This window comes from Pseudomonas parakoreensis, assembly GCF_021602155.1.
Classification (GTDB): domain Bacteria; phylum Pseudomonadota; class Gammaproteobacteria; order Pseudomonadales; family Pseudomonadaceae; genus Aquipseudomonas; species Aquipseudomonas parakoreensis.
In genome coordinates this window covers 1-25,276 of the sequence record NZ_BQHY01000022.1, presented here as the reverse complement: position 1 = coordinate 25,276, position 25,276 = coordinate 1, and the positions used below count along the sequence as shown (strand labels likewise).

The 25,276-nt window shown below is 61.7% G+C and carries 15 protein-coding genes; 6 read left to right on the top strand and 9 right to left on the bottom strand.

All coding sequences use genetic code 11. The features are described 5' to 3' along the window. The first annotated feature begins 115 nt into the window (after positions 1–115). Complete coding sequence (locus L6D63_RS25055) at positions 116–1,048, top strand: DMT family transporter (RefSeq protein ID WP_095667220.1); 933 nt, start codon at positions 116–118, stop codon at positions 1,046–1,048. On the opposite strand, the gene L6D63_RS25050 is transcribed toward L6D63_RS25055, so the two are convergent. Then, positions 993–2,174, bottom strand: coding sequence for an MFS transporter (locus L6D63_RS25050; RefSeq protein ID WP_131669967.1), 1,182 nt, complete (start codon positions 2,172–2,174; stop codon positions 993–995). The genes L6D63_RS25055 and L6D63_RS25050 overlap by 56 nt on opposite strands. 104 nt (positions 2,175–2,278) lie before the next feature. On the opposite strand from L6D63_RS25050, the gene ptrR reads away from it, so the two are divergent. Next, positions 2,279–3,172: a putrescine utilization regulator PtrR gene (gene ptrR, locus L6D63_RS25045; protein WP_131669968.1), complete on the top strand. Its 894-nt coding sequence runs from the start codon at positions 2,279–2,281 to the stop codon at positions 3,170–3,172. A 142-nt stretch (positions 3,173–3,314) separates the two neighbouring features. Then, positions 3,315–3,443, top strand: a complete 129-nt coding sequence (locus L6D63_RS28650; protein WP_003184145.1) for a PA1414 family protein — start codon at positions 3,315–3,317, stop codon at positions 3,441–3,443. 107 nt (positions 3,444–3,550) lie between these two features. On the opposite strand, the gene L6D63_RS25040 is transcribed toward L6D63_RS28650, so the two are convergent. The 5 genes from L6D63_RS25040 to speB form a co-directional block, all read right to left on the bottom strand. Then, positions 3,551–4,276: an MBL fold metallo-hydrolase gene (locus L6D63_RS25040; protein WP_131669969.1), complete on the bottom strand. Its 726-nt coding sequence runs from the start codon at positions 4,274–4,276 to the stop codon at positions 3,551–3,553. A gap of 349 nt (positions 4,277–4,625) precedes the next feature. Then, positions 4,626–6,005, bottom strand: coding sequence for a sodium:solute symporter family protein (locus L6D63_RS25035; protein WP_041070225.1), 1,380 nt, complete (start codon positions 6,003–6,005; stop codon positions 4,626–4,628). Positions 6,006–6,167: 162 nt separating this feature from the next. Next, positions 6,168–7,670 carry a purine-cytosine permease family protein gene (locus tag L6D63_RS25030; protein ID WP_095667217.1) on the bottom strand — a complete coding sequence of 501 codons (1,503 nt, stop codon included), beginning with the start codon at positions 7,668–7,670 and terminating at the stop codon, positions 6,168–6,170. A 55-nt stretch (positions 7,671–7,725) separates the two neighbouring features. After that, positions 7,726–8,148, bottom strand: coding sequence for a YybH family protein (locus tag L6D63_RS25025; RefSeq protein WP_027614575.1), 423 nt, complete (start codon positions 8,146–8,148; stop codon positions 7,726–7,728). 10 nt (positions 8,149–8,158) lie between these two features. Beyond that, a complete protein-coding gene (gene speB / locus L6D63_RS25020) occupies positions 8,159–9,109 on the bottom strand; it encodes an agmatinase (protein ID WP_003222717.1) in 951 nt (316 codons plus the stop codon). A gap of 323 nt (positions 9,110–9,432) precedes the next feature. Between speB and L6D63_RS25015 the strand changes: the two genes are divergently transcribed. Next, positions 9,433–10,326, top strand: a complete 894-nt coding sequence (locus L6D63_RS25015; RefSeq protein WP_007956593.1) for a LysR family transcriptional regulator — start codon at positions 9,433–9,435, stop codon at positions 10,324–10,326. Positions 10,327–10,331: 5 nt separating this feature from the next. Beyond that, on the top strand, positions 10,332–10,928 hold the full coding sequence (locus L6D63_RS25010) for a tRNA-uridine aminocarboxypropyltransferase (protein WP_131669971.1): 597 nt from the start codon (positions 10,332–10,334) through the stop codon (positions 10,926–10,928). A 144-nt stretch (positions 10,929–11,072) separates the two neighbouring features. Here the strand turns inward: L6D63_RS25010 and L6D63_RS25005 are convergent, their stop codons facing one another. From L6D63_RS25005 to L6D63_RS24995, 3 genes are all read right to left on the bottom strand, one after another. Then, the gene (locus tag L6D63_RS25005; RefSeq protein ID WP_095667215.1) at positions 11,073–12,434 is read right to left on the bottom strand and encodes an HlyD family type I secretion periplasmic adaptor subunit; all 1,362 of its coding nucleotides are present in this window, start codon (positions 12,432–12,434) and stop codon (positions 11,073–11,075) included. Between the two features lie 197 nt (positions 12,435–12,631). Beyond that, the gene (locus L6D63_RS25000; protein ID WP_095667214.1) at positions 12,632–14,794 is read right to left on the bottom strand and encodes a type I secretion system permease/ATPase; all 2,163 of its coding nucleotides are present in this window, start codon (positions 14,792–14,794) and stop codon (positions 12,632–12,634) included. 140 nt (positions 14,795–14,934) lie between these two features. Continuing rightward, entirely contained in the window at positions 14,935–16,293 is a 1,359-nt protein-coding gene (locus tag L6D63_RS24995) for a TolC family outer membrane protein (RefSeq protein ID WP_047292413.1), read from the bottom strand. Between the two features lie 531 nt (positions 16,294–16,824). On the opposite strand from L6D63_RS24995, the gene L6D63_RS24990 reads away from it, so the two are divergent. After that, positions 16,825–25,276, top strand: an 8,452-nt coding sequence (locus L6D63_RS24990) for a retention module-containing protein (RefSeq protein WP_236170450.1), incomplete at its 3' end; no start/stop codon positions are given.

Below are 25,276 nucleotides of genomic sequence, written 5' to 3'. Positions count from 1 at the left end.
TGACTCAGACAAAGTCTTTTTCAGACGGCTTTTTCTGCCCGAGTGATTGATAATCCCCGGCACAGATTTTCGACCAGTGGACGGCTGCCATGTTGTGTGTGTTTGAGGTGTTGCGGTGAGTGTCGAGCGGCGCAATGCCGACGGGTTTGCCTTGCAGGTGATGATCGGCCTCTGCCTGATCTGGGGCGTGCAGCAAGTGATGATCAAGTGGGCCGCGCCCGACATCGCGCCGGTGATGCAGGCGGCCGGGCGCTCGGGGATTTCTGCGCTGCTAGTGGGCTTGCTGCTGTGCTGGAAGGGCGGCTGGGATCAGGTGAGCAACACCTGGCGTGGGGGACTGCTGGCCGGTGCGTTGTTCGGTCTGGAGTTCTTCTTCATCGCCGAAGGCCTGCAACTGACCACCGCCGCGCACATGTCGGTGTTCCTTTACACCGCGCCGATTTTCACCGCGCTGGGCGTGCATTTCCTGCTGGCGAGCGAGCGCCTGCGGCCGCTGCAATGGCTGGGAATTCTGCTCGCGTTCGTCGGTATCGCCATCGCCTTCGCCGGCGGCGTGTCGTGGGACAACCTCGACCGGCGCATGCTGCTGGGCGATGCGTTCGGTGTCATTGCCGGCGCCTGCTGGGGCGCGACCACCGTGGTGGTGCGTGCGTCCCGGCTGTCGGAAGCACCGGTGACGTTGACTCTGTTCTATCAACTGATCGTCGGCTTCGTCGGCCTGCTGTTGATCGCACTGTTCAGCGGCCAGATCAGCCACGTCAGTCTGACCAGCGTGGCGGTGGCCAGCGTGCTGTTCCAGGGCCTGGTGGTGTCGTTCTTCAGTTACCTGACCTGGTTCTGGCTGCTGCGGCGCTATCTGGCGGCCAATCTGGCGGTGTTTTCGTTCATGACGCCGCTGTTCGGCGTCACCTTCGGCGTGCTGCTGCTCGGTGAAGAATTGAGCGTGAACTTCGTCATCGGCGCGGTGCTGGTGTTGCTTGGCATCACCTTTGTCAGCGCTGAGCAGTGGGTGCGTCGGCGTTTGCGCCAAGCCCTCGGCCAGCGCTGACTGACTGCAAGGCCAGCCCGCCGGCAATCAGCAAACCGCTGCCGGCGATCACCAGCGCCGGTTGCAGACCACCGCTGAAATGGCTGCTGAGCGCCGCCAGCAACGGCCCGCTGAGCTGGCCAACGGCGAAGCATGCGGTCAGCAGTCCGGCGTTGCGCTGAGTTGTGTGCGGCGCCAGTTCCCGCGAGCGTTGCATCACCAGTTGCATGCAAGCGAGGAACGGCATGCCGCACAACACCACCCCCAGCGCCAGGCCATAACCGCTGCCCAACAGACAGGCAAAGACCCCGAGCGCTTGCAACCACAGGGTGGCGGTCAGCCAGTGCCGTGTGGTGTTCGGGTCGTGGCGTCGCAGGCTCACCAGCAACACGCCAATCGCCGCGCCAAGGCCGAAGCACGGCCAGAACAGATCGGCCTGCCATTGCCCGTGAAACTGCGCGTTGGCCATTTGTGAAAGGAATGTGGCCGGGATGATGTAACCCACGCCATATAACGCATACACCGCCGCCAGTCGCGGGATACCGCGATTCGAATGGTTGACGTTGAGGGTGGCGACCGGCGTGTGCACGCCCGGTTGCGGCAGGATCCGCACGATCCCCAGCAACATCACCAGCGCCACGGCGGCATAGATCAGCCACAAGGTGGCAGATGTCTGGTTCAGCAGATGTGAGAACAGTGCCAGCAACCCGGTCAGAAAAATTCCCAGTCCGGGGCCGGCAAATACCAGCGCCCCCAGCCGTGGCCGACCTGCCGCCGCTGCCAAGGGCTGACTCAGCGCCGTGATCATCACCAGCACCCAGGCACTCGCCACTCCGGTGCCGAAGCGCAGCAGCAAATGCGCCCAGAAGCCGTTGGCCCAGAACGATGCCAGGGTCAGCAGCACACACAGCCACAAACCGCCATGTAACCGGCGCTGCACTTGCTGCGAACGGTGGGCGAACATCGCGTCCACCGCGCCCAGCAGGTAACCGAGGTAGTTGGCCGCAGCAATCAGACCGGCGGCCGTCAGGTCGACCTGACCTTCGCTGAGCAGGTGCGGCAGTTGCGGGGTGAGGGCGAAACGCCCGATGCCCATGGCCATCATCAGGGCGACGAAACAGGCGGATAAGCGAATCAGTGGCGACATGGTCGGGATTCCTTCAGAGGAGCAATGACCGTCAGGCTAGAACCGATTGACTTTCTTTAAAATTGAATAATAGTTAGCAACTTGTTCTGTTGTGGAGAATGAGCGTGGAATTCAGCCAATTGCGGATCTTTCAGGCGGTGGCCGAGGAGGGTTCGATCACCCGCGCCGCCGAGCGTCTGCACCGAGTGCCGTCCAATCTGTCGACCCGGCTCAAACAGCTGGAAGAGCAATTGGGTGTCGAACTGTTCGTCCGTGAGCGTCAGCGTTTGCAGTTGTCCCCTGCAGGAAAAGTCCTGCTGGACTACACCGGCAAGCTGTTTGCCCTGCGCGATCAGGCCAGTGCGGCAGTGATGGGCGGGCAACCGGCCGGGGATTTTGTCCTCGGCACGCTGTACAGCACCGCGGCAATCCATTTACCGGCGTTGCTCGCGCGCTATCACAAGCAATACCCGGCGGTGAATCTGCAGGTGCAGTCCGGGCCCAGTGGCGAATTGCTTGAGGGTCTGGTCTCCGGACGACTCGATGCGGCGCTGGTGGACGGCCCGCCGCAACTGGCTGGGATCGACGGAGTGCCGCTGTGCGACGAGCGTCTGGTGCTGATCAGCGAGGCCGATCACCCGCCGATCCACAGCGCCAAGGACGTCGAGGGCAGGGCGGTGTTCACCTTCCGCCATGGCTGCGCCTACCGCGCCCGGCTGGAAGCGTGGTTCGTCCATTATCAGGCGGCAATGGGCCGGGCGATGGAGATCGAGTCCTATCAAGGCATGCTTGCCTGCGTGATTGCCGGCAGCGGGGTGGCTTTGATGTCGGAGTCGATGCTCGCCAGTCTGCCGGGGCGTGAAAGCGTCGCGGTGCACCCGTTGGTCGAGCCGTTCGCCAGTGCGACAACGTGGCTCATGTGGCGCAAGGGCATGGTCGGGGCCAACCTCAATGCCTGGATTGAACAGCAGCAAGCGCTCTATCCCGTGGCATCGAGTGAAACCCGGCAGACGGCGTGAACCAACCCATCGTAATTCTGTTCAATTCAGTAACAGATCATTGCGGATTTGGCCGAGCATTGCGTAGGACTTCGGACTATTATCAGTGCGAAGCGGCCTCAGAATTCCGGCCGCTCAGCACTACCCTGAAGGGGGCATGACGATGAAAGAGAAAATTCAGAACTGGCTGCACGATTTGGGTGTTGCCCTCGGCTTGATCGAACCGCCTCTGCAACCCGTACCGATCCGCACCGATGACGAACAGCGCCGGCGTCAGCCTCGCCGGCGGTAGTGCTCAAATAAAAGATCAAAAGATCGCAGCCTTCGGCAGCTCCTACACGGGAATGTGTTTCCTGTAGGAGCTGCCGAAGGCTGCGATCTTTTGCTTTTGTGGTGAACTCAAGCGTGCCCGCGCAGCCATGCGTCAATCATCGAACGCAAATGCCCACCGGAAAAACTGCCGAAATGCCCGCCATGCACGGTGTGGATCGGCAGCGCCTGCAAGCGCCGCAGGCTGGCGGCGTAATCCTGCAGATTGGAGTGGTAGGCGTCTTCGATCAGCGGCCCGTCGTAGATGATGTCGCCGCTGAACAAGGTTTCGGTCGCCGCTTCATACAGGCTGATGCCGCCCGGTGAATGCCCCGGCGTGTGCAGCACCTGCAAGGTGCGATTGCCCAGATCCAGCACATCGCCATCCTCGACAAACCCGGTGGCCGGCGCGGCCTTCACCCGGTATTCGGCGTAGCACAGCGGACAGTCCGGATGTGCTTCGAACATGTCGTCGCCGACAAAGGCCCGGCTCAAATCGTTCTCGCCGTCCGGCGCGGCGAGGATGTCGGCCTCGGCGCGATGCACCAGGCGCTCGGCGAATTCGTGATGCCCGGCGATGTGGTCGAAGTGGCAGTGGCTGGCGACGGCCACCAGCGGCCGTTCAGTCAGCCAGGGCAACTGTTCGCGCAGGCTGACCAGTCCCGAACCGCTGTCGAGCAGCAGATCCCTGTCGCGGCCCTGGATGTGCCAGAGGTTGCAGCGGTAGAACGGGCGAATATACGGCTCGTGAATCAGGCGAATGCCATCGCTCAAATTCAGAACTTCGAACCACTGATCGCGCGAAACGATCTTCATAAACCATTTCTCCAGACGTAAAAAAACGGGTGTGGCAAGTGGGCGTGTCCTCCCTTATTTCCTGCACCGCGCCGGATCTGATGTCGTGCAGGGCAAGGCGCGAGGAGCGTAGTTTGGTTTTTCCAAATAAGCTCCGAGCAACGCAGCCCTGCACGACATCAGCTCCGGCCCTCCGGGTTGTGCCTAAAAGCGAGCCAGGCTGCGTTGCAGTCCTTGGCAAGGAAACAACCCTTACCTACGGACTGCGTCTTGCCTGGCTCGCTTTTAGGCGCAACGCGGTGCAGGAAATAAGGGAGGACACGCCCGTGCCACACCCGTCGAAGAAAGCATCAAGTCGTTACATCAAAGCTTAGATCGCGCTCGCCACCGTCGCCGGGCGAGGGGAGACCAGGCTGACCACCACAAAACTCACCAGGCCCACAGCCAGGCTGTAGTAGATCGGCGTGTTCGCATCCAGACCGTCCTTGAACATGAACAGCAGCGCGGTGGCGAAACCCAGGCCCATGCTGGCGATGGCGCCGGCGGTGGTCGCACGTTTCCAGAAGATCGCGCCGATCAGCGGAATCAGCATGCCGCCGACCAACAGGTTATAGGCCAGGGTCAGGGCGCTGATCACGTCATTCACCACCAGCGCAATACCCAGCACCACGACACCGGTCAGCAACGTGAACAGGCGGTTGACGCCTAAGCTCGACTGTTTGCCGCCGCGCAATTTCGGCAGCAGGTCTTCGGTCAGGGTGGTAGCCGCGGCGAGCAGGCCGGCGCTGGCGGTGGACATCATCGCCGCCAGAGCAGCAGCGATCACCAGACCACGGATGCCGTCCGGCAGCGACAGTTTGACGATGGCGGCGAAGGCGTTGTTGACGTTGTCCAGATCCGGGATCAGCACGTGTGCAGCCATGCCGATCAGCGCGCAGGCCAGCCCGTAGAGGATGCAGTAGATACCGGCGATGCTGCCGGCGTACTGCGCGACTTTGGCGGTCTTGACGGTGAACACCCGTTGCCAGATGTCCTGACCGATCAGGATGCCGAAGAAGTAGATCATGAAGTAGGTGATGATCGTGTCCCAGCCGATGGTGGTGAAGTTGAACGCCGCTGCCGGCAGCTTCAGCACCAGTTCGTCCCAGCCGCCGACGCGATACAGGCAGATCGGCAACAGGATGAACATCAGGCCCACGGTCTTGATGATGAACTGGACGATGTCGGTGAGGGTCAGCGACCACATGCCGCCGATGGCCGAGTAGATCACCACCACGCCACCGCCGAGCAATACCGAGATCCAGAAGGGCAGGCCGAACAGCACTTGCAGCACGGTGCCGATCGCCAGGATCGAGGTCACGCCGATCATCAGTGCGTAGGCCAGCATGATCGCCGCGCTCGCCGAGCGGGCCATCGGGTTGTAGCGTTTTTCCAGGACCTGGGTAACGGTGTAGATCTTCAGTTTCAGCAACGGTTTGGCGAGGAACAGGTTCAGCGCAACGATGCCGCAACCCAGCGCGGCGCACAGCCAGAAGCCGGAAATGCCATGCACATAGCCCAGACGCACGGTGCCGACGGTGGACGCACCACCGAGCACGGTCGCGGCCATGGTGCCCATGTACAGGCTCGGGCCCAGGTTACGCCCGGCAACCAGAAAGTCCTCGTTGGTCTTGGCCTTGCGCATACCGTAGTAGCCGAGCAACAGCATGCCGGCGGCGTAGATGAGGACGACGAATAAATCCAAAGCCATGATGGCGTGTCTCCGATTGTCTTTTTTATGGTGAAACAAATTTGGTTCGGGTTGCTGCTCACTGTGGGAGCGAGCCTGCTCGCGAAGGCGTCGGCACATTCAATAAAGAAGTGACTGACAGATTGCTTTCGCGAGCAGGCTCGCTCCCACAGGGGATTTGCGTCAGGCGGCCTGACGCAGTTGAGGTTTCGCTACCACTTGACTGCGCGCATCCTGCGGTCCAAACACCTCGCGCGGTTCCGGGAACAGGCTCAGCAACGTCAGATACACCACCGACGCCAGACCCAGCGTTACCGGCAGGCTGATGTCGATGCCGCCGGCCAGCTCGCCCAGCGGGCCGACGAACTGCCCCGGCAGATTGACGAAGCACAGGCCGACCGCCGCGCTCGGGATCCATGCACCCAGGCCACGCCAGTTCCAGCCGTGATTGAACCAGTAGCGTCCGCCTTGCTCGCCACGGGTGAACACCTGCAGGTCATCCGGGCAGTAGAAGCCGCGACGCACCAGCAGGCCGATGATCATGATCACCATCCACGGGGTGGTGCAGGTGATGATCAGCACGGCGAAGGTCGACACGCTCTGCACCAGGTTCGCCGCAAAGCGCCCGATGAAGATGAAGGCAATCGACAGCACGCCGATCAGCAGCGTCGCCTTGACCCGCGACAGCACCCGTGGAAATACGCTGGACATGTCCAGCCCGGTGCCATACAGCGAGGTGGTGCCGGTGGACATGCCGCCGATCACCGCAATCAGGCACACCGGCAGGAAGAACCAGCTCGGCGATACCGCCAGCAGGCCGCCCACGTAGTTGTTCGCCGCGATGTAGTCCGGCGCCTTGATCGCGACGATGGTCGCGGTGCTCAGGCCGAACATGAACGGGATGAACGTGGCGATCTGCGACAGCACCACGGCGGCCATGATTCGCTGCTTGGAGGTGTCACGCGGGATGTAGCGCGACCAGTCGCCGAGGAACGCACCGAACGAGATCGGGTTACTCATCGCCACCAGCGCCGCGCCGATGAACGCCGCCCAGAAGCCCGGTTGACCGAGGTTCACCGTGCCGGCGTAGTTGACGTCGAAAGGACCGGCGAAGGCGAAGATGCCCAGCAGGAACAACAGGCTGGCGCTCCACACCGCGATCTTGTTCACCCACAGCAGAAAGCGGAAGCCGTAGATGCACACGGTCAGCACCAGAATCGCGAACAGACCGTAGGCCAGGCCCAGGGTCAGGTCGGTTTCCGGCAGACCGATCAGGCGTTTCGCCCCGCCGATCAACGCATCCCCCGAACTCCACACCGAGAGCGAGAAAAACGCGATGGCGGTCAACAGCGACAGGAACGAGCCGACGATCCGCCCGTGCACGCCGAAGTGCGCGCCGGAGGACACGGCATTGTTGGTGCCGTTGAGCGGGCCGAACAGGCCCATCGGTGCGAGGATCAGCGAGCCGAGCAGCACGCCCAGCACGATTGCCCAGACGCCGGCCTGAAACGACAGGCCGAACAGTACCGGGAAACTGCCGAGCACGGCGGTGGCAAAGGTATTGGAACCACCGAAGATCATCCGGAACAAGTCCGTCGGGCCTGCGGTGCGTTCGTGGTCCGGGATCTGTTCGACCCCGTGGGTTTCAATTTGCGTAAGGCTTTGGTCGTTGTTGTTGTTATTCATGATCTGCTCCGATCATAAAGGCGCGCTCATCGTGCGTGAGCGTCACCTGTCTTGGCTAAGGGGATGGCAGCCCTTCCGGCATTGCGGACAAATGTTCGTGGCAGGCCAGCCAATGGCCTTGTTGTTCTAGGCTCGACGCTTGTTTCTTGAAAACAATCGTCTCGCGCTCCTGGCTGAAGTGTTGCTCCCCTTGCATGCGCAGCTCGGTGGCCACGTCATGGATAAACACCGCCACGTCACCTTGCAGGCTGACGAAAGCGTTGCTTGAAGTGCACGACAGCACTTCAAAGCCATCCTCGGCGCGCCAGCTGTCCCACAACGCCTGATAGGCATCGCGCGACAGCAGCGGCTGTTCGAGGGTGTAAAACACGAAACTTGCATCGGCGCTGAACGCGCCGAAGTAAGCTTCGCGATCGTTACGCGCGAAGGCGGACACCAGATCGGCCGCCGCTTTCAACACCTGATCACGTTCGTTCATGGCCGAACCCTCAGCGGTGGACCACGCCAGGCAGTACGCAGAGCATTTCGTACAGCAGGTTGGCGGCCAGCAGCGAGGTGTTGCCGGTGGTGTCGTAAGCCGGCGAGACTTCTACCAGATCACAGCCGATCAGGTCGAGGCCCTGACAGCCGCGCACGATTTCAATCGCCTGAATGGTCGTCAGACCACCGATTTCCGGGGTGCCGGTGCCTGGTGCCCAGGCCGGGTCGATACCGTCGATGTCGAAGCTCAGGTACACCGGGCCGCCGCCGACTTTCTCGCGCACTTCGGCCATCAGCGGCGCCAGCGATTTGTGCCAGCACTCTTCGGCCTGCACCACGCGGAAACCCTGATCGCGGCTCCAGTTGAAGTCGTCAGCGGTGTAGCCCTGCGCGCGCAGACCAATCTGCACCACGCGGTCGCAGTCCAGCAGACCTTCTTCGACAGCGCGACGGAAGGTCGTGCCGTGGGCAATCTTCTCGCCGAACATGTGATCGTTGACGTCAGCATGGGCATCGATGTGCACCAGACCGACCTTACCGTGCTTTTTATGGATGGCGCGCAGGATCGGCAGGGTGATGGTGTGGTCGCCACCCAGGGTCATCGGGATCACGTTGTGCTCGAGGATGTTGTCGTAGGCTTCTTCGATGATGCGCACGGCGTCGAGCAGGTTGAAGGTGTTGATCGCCACGTCACCGATGTCGGCGACCGACAGCGAGTCGAACGGCGCGGCGCCGGTGGCCATGTTGTACGGACGGATCATCACCGATTCGGTGCGGATGTCGCGCGGCCCGAAGCGGGTGCCGGGGCGCAGCGAAGTACCGATGTCCAGTGGCACGCCAACGAAGGCAGCGTCCAGGCCGGCAGCGGTCGGTACATGGGGGAGTCGGAGCATGGTGGCGATGCCGCCGAAGCGCGGCATTTCGTTGCCGCCCAGTGGTTGGTGAAGAATCTTGTCCACGGGTAGGGCCTCATCGTCTTTGTTTTATTTATATCGGCGCACTGTCGAGCACAGGTTCGGACGCCGTTGTGGGGCCGATTCTGCGAAATGTAGTGCGGCGGAAGAATCGCTACGGGCAAAAACTTAGTTCAGATTTTTCTAAACTAATGGCGATGCCCGAGCTAGACTTCTCCCGCCGCCGAATCACCCTGTAGGAGCTGCCGAAGGCTGCGATCTTTTGATTTTCGGCGCCTTCGAGGCTGCCAGAAATCAAGATCAAAAGATCGCAGCCTGCGGCAGCTCCTACAGGGATCGGCGAGTTCAAATGGTTTTTGGAGTACCTGATGGCCAACGCTTTACCCGACCTGAAACTATTGCGCATCTTCGTCAGCGTGGTCCGGCATCAAGGTTTTGCCAACGCGCAGCAGGAACTCAACCTGTCGACCTCGGCGATCAGCACCTACATGAGCCAGCTCGAAGCCGCGCTTGGTCTGGTGTTGTGTCATCGCGGGCGGGGCGGGTTCAGCCTGACCAGCAAGGGTGAGCTGTTCCATCAGGAAACCCTGCGCCTGCTGGCCGAACTTGAAGGTTTCGAGCAATACGCTGCTGCGCTCAAGGGCGAACTGCGCGGTACGCTCAATCTCGGGGTGATCGACTCCACCGTCAGCGACAAGGCCTTGCCGTTCGCCGAAGCCATCGGCGCTTATAGCCAGGAGCACCCGGCGGTGCATTTGCACTTGTCGGTGATGAGCCCCTACGAACTGCAACTCGGTGTGCAGGACAACCGCCTCGATCTGGCCATCGGCGCGTTTTCCACGCGCATGAGCGGCCTGGTGTACATGCCGCTGTACCGCGAGCAGCACTGGCTGTACTGCAGCAGCCGCCATCCGTTGTTCAACGAGCGGCGGATTCCCGAACAGGTCATCACCCAGCAACGCATGGTCGGCCGTGGTTATTGGAGTCAGGCGGAACTGGCGCGCCACGGTTTCAAACACAGCGCGGCGACTGTGGAAAGTATGGAGGCACAGCTGATTCTGGTGCTGTCCGGCGCCTACATCGGTTACCTGCCGGAACACTACGCTCAGGCCTGGGCCGACAAAGGAGACTTGCGCGTGTTGCTGCCGGCGACCTTCGGTTATCAGGCGCCGTTTTCGATGATCATGCGCCGGGGCCGCAGCCGCGAACCGCTGATCCAGACCTTCCGTGATTTGCTCAAAGCACAGCTCAATCAGGCCTGAAGAACATGTCCAGACCCCAATGCCCGCGCTGCCTGCGCCCACAAACTCACTGCCTGTGCTCGCTGATCCCACGCCTCGACAGCCGCACCCGCATTCTGCTGTTGCAGCATCCGAGCGAGGTCAATCACGCGCTCAACACGGCGCGACTGGCGGCACTGGGGTTGACCAATGCCGAGCTGATTGTCGGCGAGGTGTTCGAGGACTTGCCCGCGCTGTTGAACCGGCCGGGGTATCAGGCACGATTGCTGTTTCCCGCCGACGATGCGCAACCGCTGCAGGCTTACCGTGAGTCCGAAGAACCGTTGTTGCTGGTGGTGCCGGACGGCACCTGGCGCAAGGCGCGCAAGATGCTTCATCTCGATCCGTTGCTGGCGGCGTTGCCGCGGGTGACGCTGGCGGCGGGCGGGGTATCGCGCTACCGGTTGCGCAAAGCGCCGGGGCCGGGGGCGTTGTCGACGATTGAGGCGATCGTGCAGGCGCTGGAAACCCTCGAAGCGCCGACGACGTTTGCGCCGTTGCTCAAGCCGTTCGAAGCGTTGATCGAGGGGCAGATTGCGGCGATGGGGGAGGAGGTTTTTCAGCGCAATCATGGCGACAGATAGTTGATGTCTGGGCTGGCCCCATCGCTGGCAAGCCAGCTCCCACAGTGTCCGTGTCGAACACAAAGTCTGTGAGCACCTCAGAACCTGTGGGAGCTGGCTTGCCAGCGATGAGGCCAGTCAATTCACCACCAGATCCAGAAGCTTCTACCGCTCGCGCATCGCCTCAGTCCGGGCTTTGAGCACCGGTTTCAGCAGGTAATCCAGCACACTTTTCTCCCCGGTAATAATGTCTACCGTCGCCACCATCCCCGGGATGATCAGCAGCGGTTTCACATCGCCGCCCAAGTGGTTTTTATCGGTGCGCACCTGAATCAGGTAGAAGCTGTTGCCCTTGTCATCGGTAATCGTGTCGGCGCCGATCAGCTCCAGTTTTGCGCTCAGCCCGCCGTAGATCGTGTAGTCATAGGCACTGAACTTGACCATGGCTTTCTGGCCCGGATGCAGGAACGCGACGTCTTGCGGACGCACCTTGGCTTCGATCAGCAGGTTGTCCTCCAGCGGCACGATTTCGACCATGTCGCTGCCCGGCTGCACCACGCCACCGATGGTGTTGACCTTGAGCTGCTTGATGACCCCATGCACCGGCGAGGTCACGGTGGTGCGGCTGACGCGGTCGTCGATGGCGATGCTCGAGGCGGTGATTTTCGACAGGTCGGTGCGTTTCTGATTGAGGTCTTTGGCCGCGTCGGAGCGGAAGGTCTGTTCCGATTCGTCGATCTTGCTCTTGATCTCGTTGATTGCCGATTCCGCCCGTGGGATCGCCAACGTTGTCGCGTTCAACGAGCCGCGAATCTCCACCGCGCTGCGTTTGAGTCGCAGGATTTCCACTGGCGATACGGCGCCGGTGCCGACCAGGGGCGACGACATGTTCATCTCTTGTTGCAACAGCGCCAGGCTGGAACTGTACTGACCTTGCTTGGAACGAAACTCCGCCAGTTCCTGGGTTTTCTGCCGCAGCTGTTCAGTGAGGGTGCGTTGTTCGCTGGCCAGTCGACGCTGGCGCTGGTCGTACAACGCACGTTCGTCTTCGGCCACTTGTGGCGCCTTGCTGACGACTTCGTCCGAGAGTTTCATCGGCCGCCCTTCGGCTTCAGCCGACAAACGTTCGACCTGCGCCATCAACGCATAACGGTCGGCCTCGCTCTCGCCCTTGTTCGACAGAAACCGCGTGTCATCCAGGCGCAGCAACTTGTCGCCCTTGTTCACCATTTGCCCTTCACGTACGAAAATCTCGGTGACGATCCCGCCCTCAAGGTTCTGGATCACCTGGACCTTGCTCGACGGAATCGCCTTGCCTTCGCCCATGGTCACTTCTTCAAGCACCGCGAACTTGGCCCAGACCAGCGCGCTGATCAACAGCGCTGCCGCCAGCCATACGGTGATCCGCGACCAGCGCGGCGAATCCTGTAATGAAGCACCAGCGGTTTCCGGCATGAACTCGGCTTCGGCGCTTTTGCCGAAACTGTCGAAGTAACCGCGTGATTTGCTACCTGAAGATGCAGACATGGGGCGATACCCCTCAGTTAATAAAACATCAAACCGCACTACCCATGTGTCGCCCGTAACACTTACTTGTGGTGAGGGGATTCATCCCCGATAGGGTGCGAAGCGCCCTCAGAGCCTTTGGGGCCGCTGCGCAGCCCATCGGGGATAAATCCCCTCGCCACAGGTTTTGTGAGAGCCATAAAATTATGTGCGCGCATCTAGACCGCCGCTGAACCGACGCGGCCCTTGCGCAGTGCATCGATGACCGCTTCTTTCGGGCCGTCGGCGACGACCCGGCCGTTGTCCAGGACCAGCAACCGGTCCACCAGGCTCAGCATCGAGGTGCGGTGGGTGACCAGCAGCAGGGTCTTGCCTTGCACCCAGCCGTGCAGCTTCTGGCGCAGCAGGTCTTCGCTGCTGTTGTCCATGGCGCTGGTGGGTTCGTCGAGCAGCATGATCGGCGGGTCGAGCAGCAGCGCCCGGGCCAGCAACACTGCCTGGCGCTGGCCACCGGAGAGCAGTTGTCCGCGCTCGCCCACCGGCCGGTCGAAACCTTGCGGATGCTGCCGCGCCAGTTCGGTAACGCCGGTCAGTTCAGCGACTTCGAGCATGCGCGAGTCGCTGATGTAGCGGGCGCCGAGGGTCAGGTTGTCGCGCAGGCTGCCGGCCAGCAGCGGCAGGTCATGGGCGACGTAACCGATCTGCTGGCGCAGGTCGGCGACATCCAGTTGCCGCAGGTCGAGGCCGTCGAGCAGCAACTGGCCTTCCTCGGGTTCATAGAAGCCCATCAACAGCCGCGCCAATGTGCTTTTGCCCGAGCCGCTGCGACCGATGATGCCGATCCGCTCGCCGGGTTTCATGCTGAAGCTGACGTTGCCCAGCGCCGGTGCATTCTGACCGTTGTAGTGAAAGGTCACGCCACTGACGTCCAGCGCACCTTGTAGCTGTGTGCGTTCCAGTGGCCGCTGCTTGCCGTCACGCTCCTGCGGCAGACCCATCAGCGCGTCGGTGCTTTTCATGGTCAGTTGCGCTTGCTGATAGCGGGTGATCAGCCCGGCGATCTGTCCCAGTGGCGCGAGCACACGGCTGCCGAGCATGTAGCTGGCCACCAGCGCACCGACGCTGAGGTTGCCGGCGATGATGCTGTAGACCCCGGCAACAATCGTCGCCATCCCCGAGAACTGTTGGATGAACAGTGTGCCGTTGGTCGCCAGCGCCGAGAGGTTGCGCGCATGGCTGTCGAGGCGGGTGAGGGCGCCGTGGGTGCTTTCCCATTTGTGCTGGCGCTCGCTTTCGGCGCTGCAGGCCTTGAGGGTTTCCAGGCCGCCGAGGGTTTCGATCAGCAGCGCCTGCCGCTCGGCACCCAGGCTCAGGCTCTTTTGCACGGTGTCGCGCAGACGCACCTGAATTGCCAGGGCAAAAATGATCGTGATTGGAAACGCCAGCAGCGGAATCACCACCAGCCAGCCGCCGAGCAGGCCGATCACCACCAGCATCAACACCACAAAGGGCAGATCAATCAGGCTGGTCAGGGTCACGGCGGTGAGGAATTCGCGCAGGCCCTGAAAGTCATGAATGCTCTGGGCGAAACCGCCGATGGTCGCCGGCCGCGCTTTCATCGACATGCCGGTGATGCGCTCGAATAACGTCGCGGAAAGGATCACATCGGTTTTCTTGCCGGCGGTATCGAGCAGATGCGCGCGCACCACCCGCAGCACCAGTTCGAAACCGGTGCCGATCAGCAGGCCGATCGCCAACACCCACAAGGTCGAGGTGGCCTGATTCGGCACCACGCGGTCGTAGGTCTGCATGACGAACAGCGGCACCATCAGGCCCAGCAAATTGATCAGGAAACTGGCGAGAATTGCATCGCTGTACAGCCATTTCGACAGCTTCAGCGTGTCGCGAAACCAGGCATGCACCCGTGGCACCAGCGGTGAACGCAAGTCTTCGAGTTCGTGGCGCGGACGGGCGAACAAGGCCTGGCCGCTGTAGTGTTCGGCGAGTTCTTCGCGCTCGACCCATTGCTCGCCGCCATCGGCTTCGCTGGGCAGGATCAGCGCCTTGCCGTCATCGCCAAAACGCCGCAGGACGGCGGTGCGCCCATCCTTGAGCAGCAACAGGATCGGCAGATTCAGTGCAGAAATATCCTTCAGTTCACGCCGCAACAGGCGCGCCTGCAAACCGGCCCGGGCGGCTGCACGGGGCAGCAGGTCAAGGCTCAGGCGTTGCTTGTCCAGGGGCAGCCCGGCACTCAGGCTGGCGCGACTGACCGTCGCGCCGTGGAGCTTGCAGAGGATCAACAGACCGTCGAGTAACGGGTCATCGAAGCTCAGCCGCGGATCGATTCCGGTGTGTCCGCCTTCGGCCATGCTGGTCATATTGATCGCCCCTGTTGAACGGACTCGGCTATCGACACATCTCCCCTGTAGGAGCTGCCGCAGGCTGCGATCGTTTGATTTTGCTGTTGCAGATCAAGATCAAAAGATCGCAGCCTTCGGCAGCTCCTACAGGGGTTACTTCATTTCAGCTCAGGCAGGCGCGCTTCGTTTTTGACTTCGGTCGCCGCAATCGCATCCGCCGGCAGCACCACCCGTTGCTTGCTCAGCAACTGGCCCATGTTCGCCAACACGCGGTACATCGAATATTCCTCGGTGTAGCGGATTTCGGTGTAGCGGCGGTTGGCGTTGTAGAGCTCGTTTTCACTGTCGAGCAAGTCGAGCAGGGTGCGTTGGCCGAGGCCGAACTGATCCTGATACGCCGCGCGCACGCGTTTGGTGGTCTCGGCGTATTCACGGGCGGTCGGGGTCTGTTTGTTCGCGTTGACCATGGCGTTCCACGCCAGGTGAATGTTCTCGTTCAACTGGCGCAGGGCGTTGTTGCGGATGTCCATCGCCTGGTTGATCTGGTGCGCATCGGACGCCAGACGGGCCTTGTCGCTGCCGCCACGGAACAGGTTGTAGTTCATGATCACGCCCACGCGCCATTCGTTGTCGTGGCCCTCATCGCCTTGCACGTTGTTGTTCGCACCCACCGCCGCTTCGGCATCGAAACGAGGATAGAACGGCGACTTGGCAACTTCGTACTGGCTCTCGGCTGACTGCACGTCCGCCTGCGCGGATTTCAGGTACGGGTTGTTCTCGACCATGCTCTGCTGGGCTTCCGGCAGGCTGGTGGGGATTTCGCCGCGGGTCGACGGTGGCGCTTCGAGTTCATCGGGCATGCGTCCGACCACGGCGTAGAAGTTCGATTCGGCGTCGGCCAGATCGACTTCGGCGGTGTCGAGGTTGTTTTGCGCCAGCGCCTTACGGGCGACCGATTGATCGGAGTCGGCGGTACTGCCGATGCCGCGCTGGGTGCGCAGACCGATCTGATCATTCACGCGCAGGTGCGCTTGCAGGTTGTTCTTGGCCAGGGTCACCAATTCACGCCGCTTGAGCACTTCGAGGTAGACCTCGATGGTGCGCAGCGCCAGATCCTGGGCGGTGCCTTGCGCGTAGTAGGCGCGCGAGTTGGACACGCCCTTGGTGCGCTCGACTTCGTTGGCCGTGTTGAAGCCGTCGAAGATCATTTGCCGCAGGCGCAGTTCCGACTGGGTGTAATTGAGAATTTCGGTGTGGTGATTACCGAAAGCCCGGGTATTGGTGTTGTCGCTGTAACCACGGCCATACGCGGCATTCAAGTCGACGGACGGATAGAAGCCACCCTTGGCCACTTTCACTTGTTCATCGGCCGACAGTTTGGCGTCCACACGCGAGGCGAGATCCGGGTGGGTGGCAATGGTGCTCTGGATTGCCTCGGTCAGGTTCATGGCCTGGGCTTGAGAAGTGCAAGCCATGGCCAGCAAAACCGCGCTGCAGAGGGGGGTTAAAACGCGCATGGGGTGCATCTCCCTGGTCCTGATGGTGTGTTACTGTCGCCAAATATTTGACGATAATTTAAGGTGTAAGCGTTTCACTCTTGTAACAACAGAGCTAAGAACATCCTGAAGCGTAGCTAAGAAAAAATTTTCATAAGGCTTATGCCGAAAAAAACTTATGCGCTTGGCCAAAAACGGCACATTGTTCAGGACGAAAGCCTTTGTTTATGCGCTTCAGGGAGCACGGAAAGGCTTGAGGAAAGTTCCATTCACTTTGCGACATACGGCGAAGTAATGCTGAAGGGGAGGGACGCGTAGCGGCAGATGGTGACGGTTTTTTGTCACTGGGGTGATTCACCACCGTTACGTAGCGCTAGCGGGTTTGCGGCATCGATCAGGATTGCGCAGTGCTTGAAAGCACCGACCTTTCCTTGTTTGCGCTACCTGCGAAACGAACTGTCGAGGTGCGAGCGTCACCCCGGCAACCCGCTTGAGCCATGGGCGTGCTTCGCGAACCAGTGCCGACGGTGTTCGGCAGCGGAGGAGTTTCACATGGCAACGCTCATCGGGATCGTCACTAAAGTCATTGGTCAGGTGTTTGCTCAAGGCACCGACGGTACTCGCCGCGCTTTGGTCGAGGGCGACCGCTTGTTTGCCGGCGATCAAGTGATCACCGGCGCAGAAGGCGCTGTCGCCATTCATTTGCAAAATGGCCACGAACTGACTCTGGGTCGCGACAGCAGCATGACCCTGTCCGGGCAACTGCTGGCCAATCAGGCGGTGCACATTGATTCCCCTGAAGCGCTGACGCCGAGCGAAGCGCAACTGACCGATGTCGAGCAGATTCAGAAAGCCATCGCTGCCGGCGAAGACCCGACCAAAGCCGCTGAAGCCACCGCTGCGGGCCCGAATGCGCCGACTGGCGTGCCGGGCGAGGCGGGCGGTGGTCACAGCTTTGTGTTGCTGACTGAAGTCGGTGGACGAGTGGATCCGGTCATCGGCTTCCCGACCGCCGGTTTCAATGGCATTCCCGAGTTTCCCGAAGAGCGGCATAACGCGGTGATCGACAATGGCGACAACACGCCGATCGTGCCGCCGCCGGTCAACAATCTGGTGACCCTCAGTGGCCTCGCGGTGCCGGGGGGCGAGCTGACCCTCAACGAAGCCAACCTGCCCGACGGCTCCTCGGCCAACCCCGGCGCGCTGACTCAGAGCGGCAGCTTCACGGTGTCGGCGCCGGACGGCTTGAGCAGTCTGAACATTGGCGGCATCAGCGTGATCAGTGGCGGCGTGGCGGCGGGTTTCCCGCAGTCGATCACCACGCAACTGGGCAACACCCTGACCATCACCGGTTACAACGCTGCGACCGGGGTCGTCAGTTACAGCTACACCCTCAACGGCAATGACGCCCATCCGGCCGGTGACGGCGCCAACAGCCTCAGCGAACATTTCACCGTGACCGCCGGTGACAGCAATGGCGACAGCGCTACCGGCTCGCTCGACGTCAACATCATCGACGACGTACCCAGAGCGGTGAGCGACAGCAACGCCAATACCGCCTCGGAAACCCTGCTGACCCTGACCGGCAACGTGCTGAGCAACGACGTGCAAGGTGCCGATCGCGTGCCCACCGGGCCGGTGACTGCCGGCACCTTCACCGGCACTTTCGGTACGCTGGTGTTGAATGCCAATGGCACATACACCTACACCCTGAACACCGGCGACGCAGATTTCAAAGCGCTGCACGGTGGCGGCAACGGCACAGAGACGTTTACCTACACCATCACCGACTCGGACGGCGATACCAGTACGGCGAATCTGGTTTTGCAGATTCACAACAACGACGATCCGGTGCTGATCAATGGTTTGAACGCCGAGGGCGGCGAGCTGACGGTTTACGAGAAAAACCTCAGCACCGGCAGCGCACCGGACGCCAATGCACTGACTCAGAGCGGCACGTTCACCATCACCGCTATGGACGGCGTCACCACGCTGACTGTCGGTGGTATCGCCGTGGTCACCAACGGCGTGGCAGCCGGCTTCCCGCAATCGGTCACCACACCGCTCGGCAGCACGCTGACCGTCACTGGTTTCAACGCAGCTACCGGTGTAGTGAGTTACAGCTACACGCTGGATCACAACGATGCCCACCCAACCGCCAACGGCGCCAACAACCTGCCCGAGCAATTCGCCGTCACCGTCGTGGACGACAACGGTACGACTGCCAATGCAACCCTCGATGTGAACGTGATCGACGACCTGCCCAAAGCGCTCGATGACAGCAACACGGGCACGGCGTCGGAAACCACGCTCACGCTGACCGGCAACGTCCTCACCAACGACGTACAAGGCGCCGACCGCGTACCGACCGGCCCGGTCATTGCTGGTACCTTCACCGGCACTTACGGCACCCTGGAACTGCACACCGACGGCACTTACACCTACACGCTCAACCCAACCGATGCCGACTTCAAGAATCTGCACGGTGGCGGCAATGGCACCGAGAATTTCACCTACACCATCACTGACTCGGACGGCGACACCAGCACGGCGAATCTGGTGCTGCAGATCCACAACAACGACGATCCGGTGGTCATCAGCGGCCTGGATGTAAACGGCGGCGAGCTGACGGTTTACGAGAAAAACCTCAGCACCGGCAGCGCGCCGGACGCCAATGCACTGACTCAAAGCGGCACGTTCACGATTACCGCTTTGGACGGCGTCACCACCCTGACTGTGGGCGGTATTGCTGTGGTGACTAATGGTGTGGCTGCTGGCTTCCCGCAATCGGTGACGACACCGCTCGGCAGCACGTTGACCATCACCGGGTTCAACGCAACGACCGGTGTAGTGAGTTACAGCTACACGCTGGTCGATAACGAAGCACACCCAACCGCCAACGGCGCCAACAACCTGCCTGAGCAATTCGCCGTCACCGTCGTGGACGACAACGGTACGACTGCCAATGCAACCCTCGATGTGAACATCATCGATGACCTGCCAAAAGCGGTGAATGACAGCAACGCCAATACCGCTTCGGAAACCCTGCTGACCCTGACCGGCAACGTGCTTACCAACGACGTTCAAGGCGCTGACCGCGTACCGACCGGCCCCGTCACCGCCGGTACCTTCACCGGCACCTACGGCACCCTGGAACTGCACACCGACGGTACCTACACCTACACGCTCAACCCAACCGATGCCGACTTCAAAAACCTGCACGGCGGTGGCAATGGCACCGAGAATTTCACCTACACCATCACCGATTCTGACGGCGATACCAGCACCGCGAATCTGGTGTTACAGATCCACAACAACGACGATCCGGTGGTCATCAGCGGCCTGGACGTGAACGGCGGCGAACTGACGGTCTACGAGAAAAACCTCAGCGACGGCAGCGCGCCGGATTCCTCGGCACTGACCCAAAGCGGCACGTTCACCATCACCGCTCTGGATGGCGTCACCACGCTGACCGTCGGCGGCATTGCTGTGGTGACTAATGGTGTGGCTGCTGGCTTCCCGCAATCGGTGACTACACCGTTGGGCAGCACGTTGACCATCACCGGTTTCAACGCAGCAACCGGTGTCGTCAGCTACAGCTACACCCTCGATCACAACGATGCGCATCCAACCGGCAACGGTGCCAATACCTTGCCTGAGCAATTTGCCGTAACGGTGGTGGATGACAACGGCACCACCGCCAACGCGACCCTCGACGTCAATGTGGTCGACGATCTGCCTAAAGCCGTGGATGACAGCAACACCGGCACCGCCTCGGAAAGCCAGTTGATCCTGACCGGCAATGTCCTGACCAACGACGTCCAGGGCGCCGACCGCGTGCCGACCGGCCCAGTGACTGCCGGGACTTTTACCGGTACCTACGGCACGCTGGAACTGCACACTGACGGCACTTACACCTACACACTGAACACCAACGACGCCGACTTCAAAAACCTGCACGGTGGCGGCAACGGCACCGAAAATTTCTCCTACACCCTCACTGATTCCGACGGCGATACCAGCACCGCCAACCTCGTCCTGCAGATCCACAACAACGACGATCCGGTGATCCTCAACGGTCTCGACGTGAATGGTGGCGAACTCACGGTCTATGAGAAAAACCTCAGCGACGGCACCAGTCCCGATGCATCGGCGCTGACTCAGAGCGGTACCTTCACCGTGACCGCGCTCGACGGTCTGCAAACCCTGACCGTGGGCGGCATCAACGTCGTCACCGGTGGTGTGGCCGCAGGTTTCCCGCAATCAACCGTCACGCCGTTGGGCAGCACGCTGACCATCACCGGCTACAACCCGGCGACCGGCGTGGTCAGCTACAGCTACACCCTGGTCGATAACGAAACCCATCCGAACGGCAATGGCGCCAACAGCATCACCGAGAACTTCAACGTGGTGGCGACTGACACTGACGGCAGCACCGCCAGCGGCCAGATCAACGTCAACATCATTGATGATCTGCCGAGCGCGCACGCCGATTCCGCCTCGGTGGCGGAGGGCGGCACCGTCAGCGGCAACGTGCTCGACAATGACATCGGCGGCGCCGACGGCCCGGCGGTGACCGGCGCGGTGGTCGGTGTGCGCGCCGGCTCCGACACCTCGACCTCGGCCATTGGCGGCCTCAACAGCAACATCAATGGCACCTACGGTTACCTGACGCTGGACGCCAACGGCAACGCGGTCTATCACAGCAACCCCAATGCCGTGAACGGCCCCGGTGCGGTGGATGTGTTCACCTACACCGTGCGCGATTCCGATGGCGATGAAAGCACCACCACCATCACCATCGATGTCGCCAACAGCAAGCTGTATGCGACCAGCGACACCGACGTCACCGTCTACGAAAAAGCCCTCGACCTGACCAAGGACGGCGCCGATCTGGCCCCGGGTACGGTCACCGGCAGCGACCCGACCAATACGGGCGAAACCGCCTCCGGCACACTGGTCGGTTCGGTCACCGGTGCGGTCGGCGCCATCAGCTATGCGCTGGTCGGCAGTGCCACCGGCAACTACGGGCAGATCGTGCTCAACCCCAACGGCACTTACACCTACACCCTGACCTCGCCCGCGACCACCACACCGCATGCCGACGACGGGGCCAATACCCTGACTGAAACCTTCACCTATCAGGCCACCGATTCGCTGGGCAATGTGGTCACCAGCACCATCGTCGTCAGCATCGTCGATGACGTGCCCAAAGCCCTCAACGACAGCAACGCCACCAGTGCCTCGGAAACCCAGCTGACCCTGACCGGCAACGTGCTGACTAACGACGTGCAAGGCGCGGACGTGGTCGCCATCGGACCGAATGCCGGGCCGATCACTGCCGGTACGTTCACCGGGACTTACGGCACGCTGGTGCTCAATGCCAACGGCACTTACACCTACACGCTTAACCCGGCTGACGCCGCTTTCAAGGCGCTGCACGGCGGTGGAAACGGCACCGAGACATTCACCTACACGCTCACCGATGCCGACGGCGATACCAGCACCGCCAACCTGGTGCTGAACATCCACAACAACGACGATCCGGTGGTGCTCAACGGCCTCGACGTCAATGGCGGCGAACTCACCGTCTACGAGAAAAACCTCAGTGACGGCACCAGCCCTGAAACCCCGGCGCTGACACAGAGCGGTACGTTCACCGTCACGGCCCTGGATGGCCTGCAAACCCTCACTGTCGGTGGCATTGCCGTCGTGACCAACGGGGTCGCCGCAGGCTTCCCGCAATCGGTGGTGTCGCCGCTGGGCAGTACGTTCACCGTCACCGGTTACAACCCGGCGACCGGCGTGGTCAGTTACAGCTACACCCTGGTGGATAACGAAAATCACCCGACCGGCAACGGCGCCAACAGCCTCACCGAAAACTTCAACGTGGTCGCGACTGACACCGACGGCAGCACCGCCAGCGGCCAGATCAACGTCAACATCATCGATGACCTGCCGACCGCCAAGGCCGACACCGGCTCGGTGGTGGAGGGCGGTACGGTGAATGTCAGCGTGTTGGGCAATGATGTCACCGGTGCGGACGGCGCAGCGGCGGGTGGTGCTGTGGTTGGCGTGCGCGCCGGCGGCGACACTTCAAGCTCGGCGATCGGCGGCCTCAACAGCAACATCATCGGCACTTACGGCTACCTGACGCTGGACGCGGCGGGCAACGCCATTTACCACAGCAACCCGAACTCGGTCAGCCCACCGGGCGCCACCGACACGTTCACCTACACCATCCGCGACGGTGACGGCGACGAAAGCACCACCACCCTCACCATTAACGTCGCTGACAGCAAACTGGTGGCCTCGGTCGATCAGGACGTGACGGTCTATGAAAAAGCCCTCGACCTGACCAAGGACGGCCAGGACCTGGCCCCCGGCACGGTCACCGGCAGCGACCCGAGCAACACCGGCGAAACCGCCACCGGTACGCTGGTCGGTGCGGTCACCGGCGGCAGCGGGGCGCTCACCTACAGCCTGGTCGGCAGCGCCACCGGCACCTACGGGCAGATCCAGCTCAACGCCGACGGCACTTACACCTACACCCTGACCTCGGCACCGAAAACCACGCCAAACGCCAACGACGGCGCCAACACCCTGAGCGAAAGTTTCACCTACAAAGCCACCGATGCGCTGGGCAACAGCACCACCAGCACAATCGTGGTCAACATCGTCGATGACGTGCCCAAAGCCGTGGCGTCGGACCGCTCGGTGGCGGCGGTGGAGATCGATTCCAATCTGCTGATCGTCCTCGATATTTCCGGCAGCATGGTCGACCCGTCCGGCGTGCCGGGCCTGTCGCGGCTGGACCTGGCGAAACAGGCGATCAGTGCCTTGCTCGACAAATATGACGACCTCGGCGACGTCAAGGTGCAACTCGTCACCTTCAGCAGCAGCGCCACCGACAGGACCTCGGTATGGGTTGACGTTGCGACCGCCAAATCGATTCTCGCCGGCCTCACGGCGGGCGGCGGCACCAACTACGATGCGGCGGTGGCGATGATGCAAACCGCTTTCAATACCTCCGGCAAACTCACCGGGGCGCAGAACGTCGGTTACTTCTTCTCCGACGGCAAACCGACCACCGGCCAGGAAATCGGCACCGCCGACGAGACCGCGCTGAAAAACTTCCTCGATGCCAACAACATCAAGAACTATGCGATCGGCCTGGGCAGCGGCGTGAGCAACGCCAACCTCGATCCGCTGGCCTATGACGGCATCAGCCACACCAACACCAACGCGGTGGTGGTCACCGATCTCAATCAGCTCAACTCGGTGCTGTCGGGCACTGTCGAAGGCGCGCCGGTCACTGGCTCGCTGCTAGGCGAGGGCGGTACGTTCGGCGCCGATGGCGGCTTCATCAAGTCCATCGTGGTCGACGGCACCACCTACACCTATGACCCGCGCGCCAACAGCGGTCAGGGTTCGCTGACCGCAAGCGGCGGCACCAACCACGGCACGTTCAACACCGTGAACAACACGATCAGCATTGCTACCAACAACAGCGGCACGCTGGTGATCAACCTCGATACCGGCGACTACAGCTACACCTCGCAGAAAACCACGACCACGGTGATCACCGAGAACATCGGTTTCACCCTCAGCGACAATGACGGCGACCTCGCCAGCTCGACGCTGACCGTGAAAGTGATCCCCAATTCGCCACCGGTGGCGGTGGACGACCACTTCATCACCAACGTGCTGTCGAGCAGCGTCACGGTGCCGGGCGAACTGTTGCTGGCCAACGACACCGACCCGGATGGCGACACGCTCAACGCCTCGCCAACCAGCTTCAACACCGGTTGGGTGGCCAAGGGCGCGGACTTCACCGGTACCGGCGCGATCACGTTCAACGGCACCAGCAACACGGCGGCCAACCAGAACCTGGCCGACGTGCGTAACGCGTTCGCGGCGAACACCGCCGCGATGACCGCGGTGCTGGTGGTCAGTGGTTACCTCGGTGCGGTGACCAACGCCAATGCCAACGATGAAGACCTGATCACCGTCAAACTGAAGCAGGGCGAAACCCTCAACCTGGATCACAACCTCGCGGCTGGCCACGTCACCATGGAGTACTCGGTCAACGGCGGCGCGTTCGTCAGCATCGCCGACGGCGACACCATCACCGCCAACGCCGATGGTACCTACCAGATCCACGTGACCAACATCAGCAACACCAGCGGCGGCAACCCCAATGCAGCGGAAAACTATCAACTGACCATGACAGTCAATTACGCCGGCGCCCACGACGTGACGCCGGACTTCAACGGCACCTACACCGCCAACGACAACCATGGCGGCAGCGACACGGCCAGCGTCAGCATCACTTATCAGGATGGCCACACCCTCACCGGCACTGCCGGGGATGACATTCTGGTGGCGGGCAGCGGCAACAACCTCCTCAATGGCGGTGACGGCAACGACGTACTGACCGCCGGGTCCGGCAACAACGAGATGCACGGCGGTGCGGGCAACGACCTGCTCTACAGCGGCCCGGGCAACGACATTCTCGACGGCGGCACCGGCATCGACACAGTCAGCTATGCCCACGCCACCGCCGGGGTTACGGTCAACCTCGGCCTGCTCGGTGCGCAAAACACCATCGGCGCCGGCACTGACACGATCAGCAACATCGAAAACCTGGTCGGCTCGAACTTCAACGACACCCTGACCGGCGACAACAATAACAACGTGATCAACGGCGGGCTGGGCAACGACATCCTCAACGGTGGTGGTGGCGATGACCTGCTGATCGGCGGCATGGGCAACAACACCCTGACCGGTGGAGCGGGAGCGGACACTTTTCAGTACCTCAAGGGCAACACTGGCCACGACACCATCACCGACTTCACCCCCGGCACCGACAAGCTCGACCTGTCGCAACTGCTGCAAGGTGAAAACGGTACCACGGCGTCGCTGGACGACTACCTGCACTTCACCGTCACCGGCAGCGGCGCGTCGGTGCTTACCAGCATCGATGTCAGCGCCCTGGCTGGCG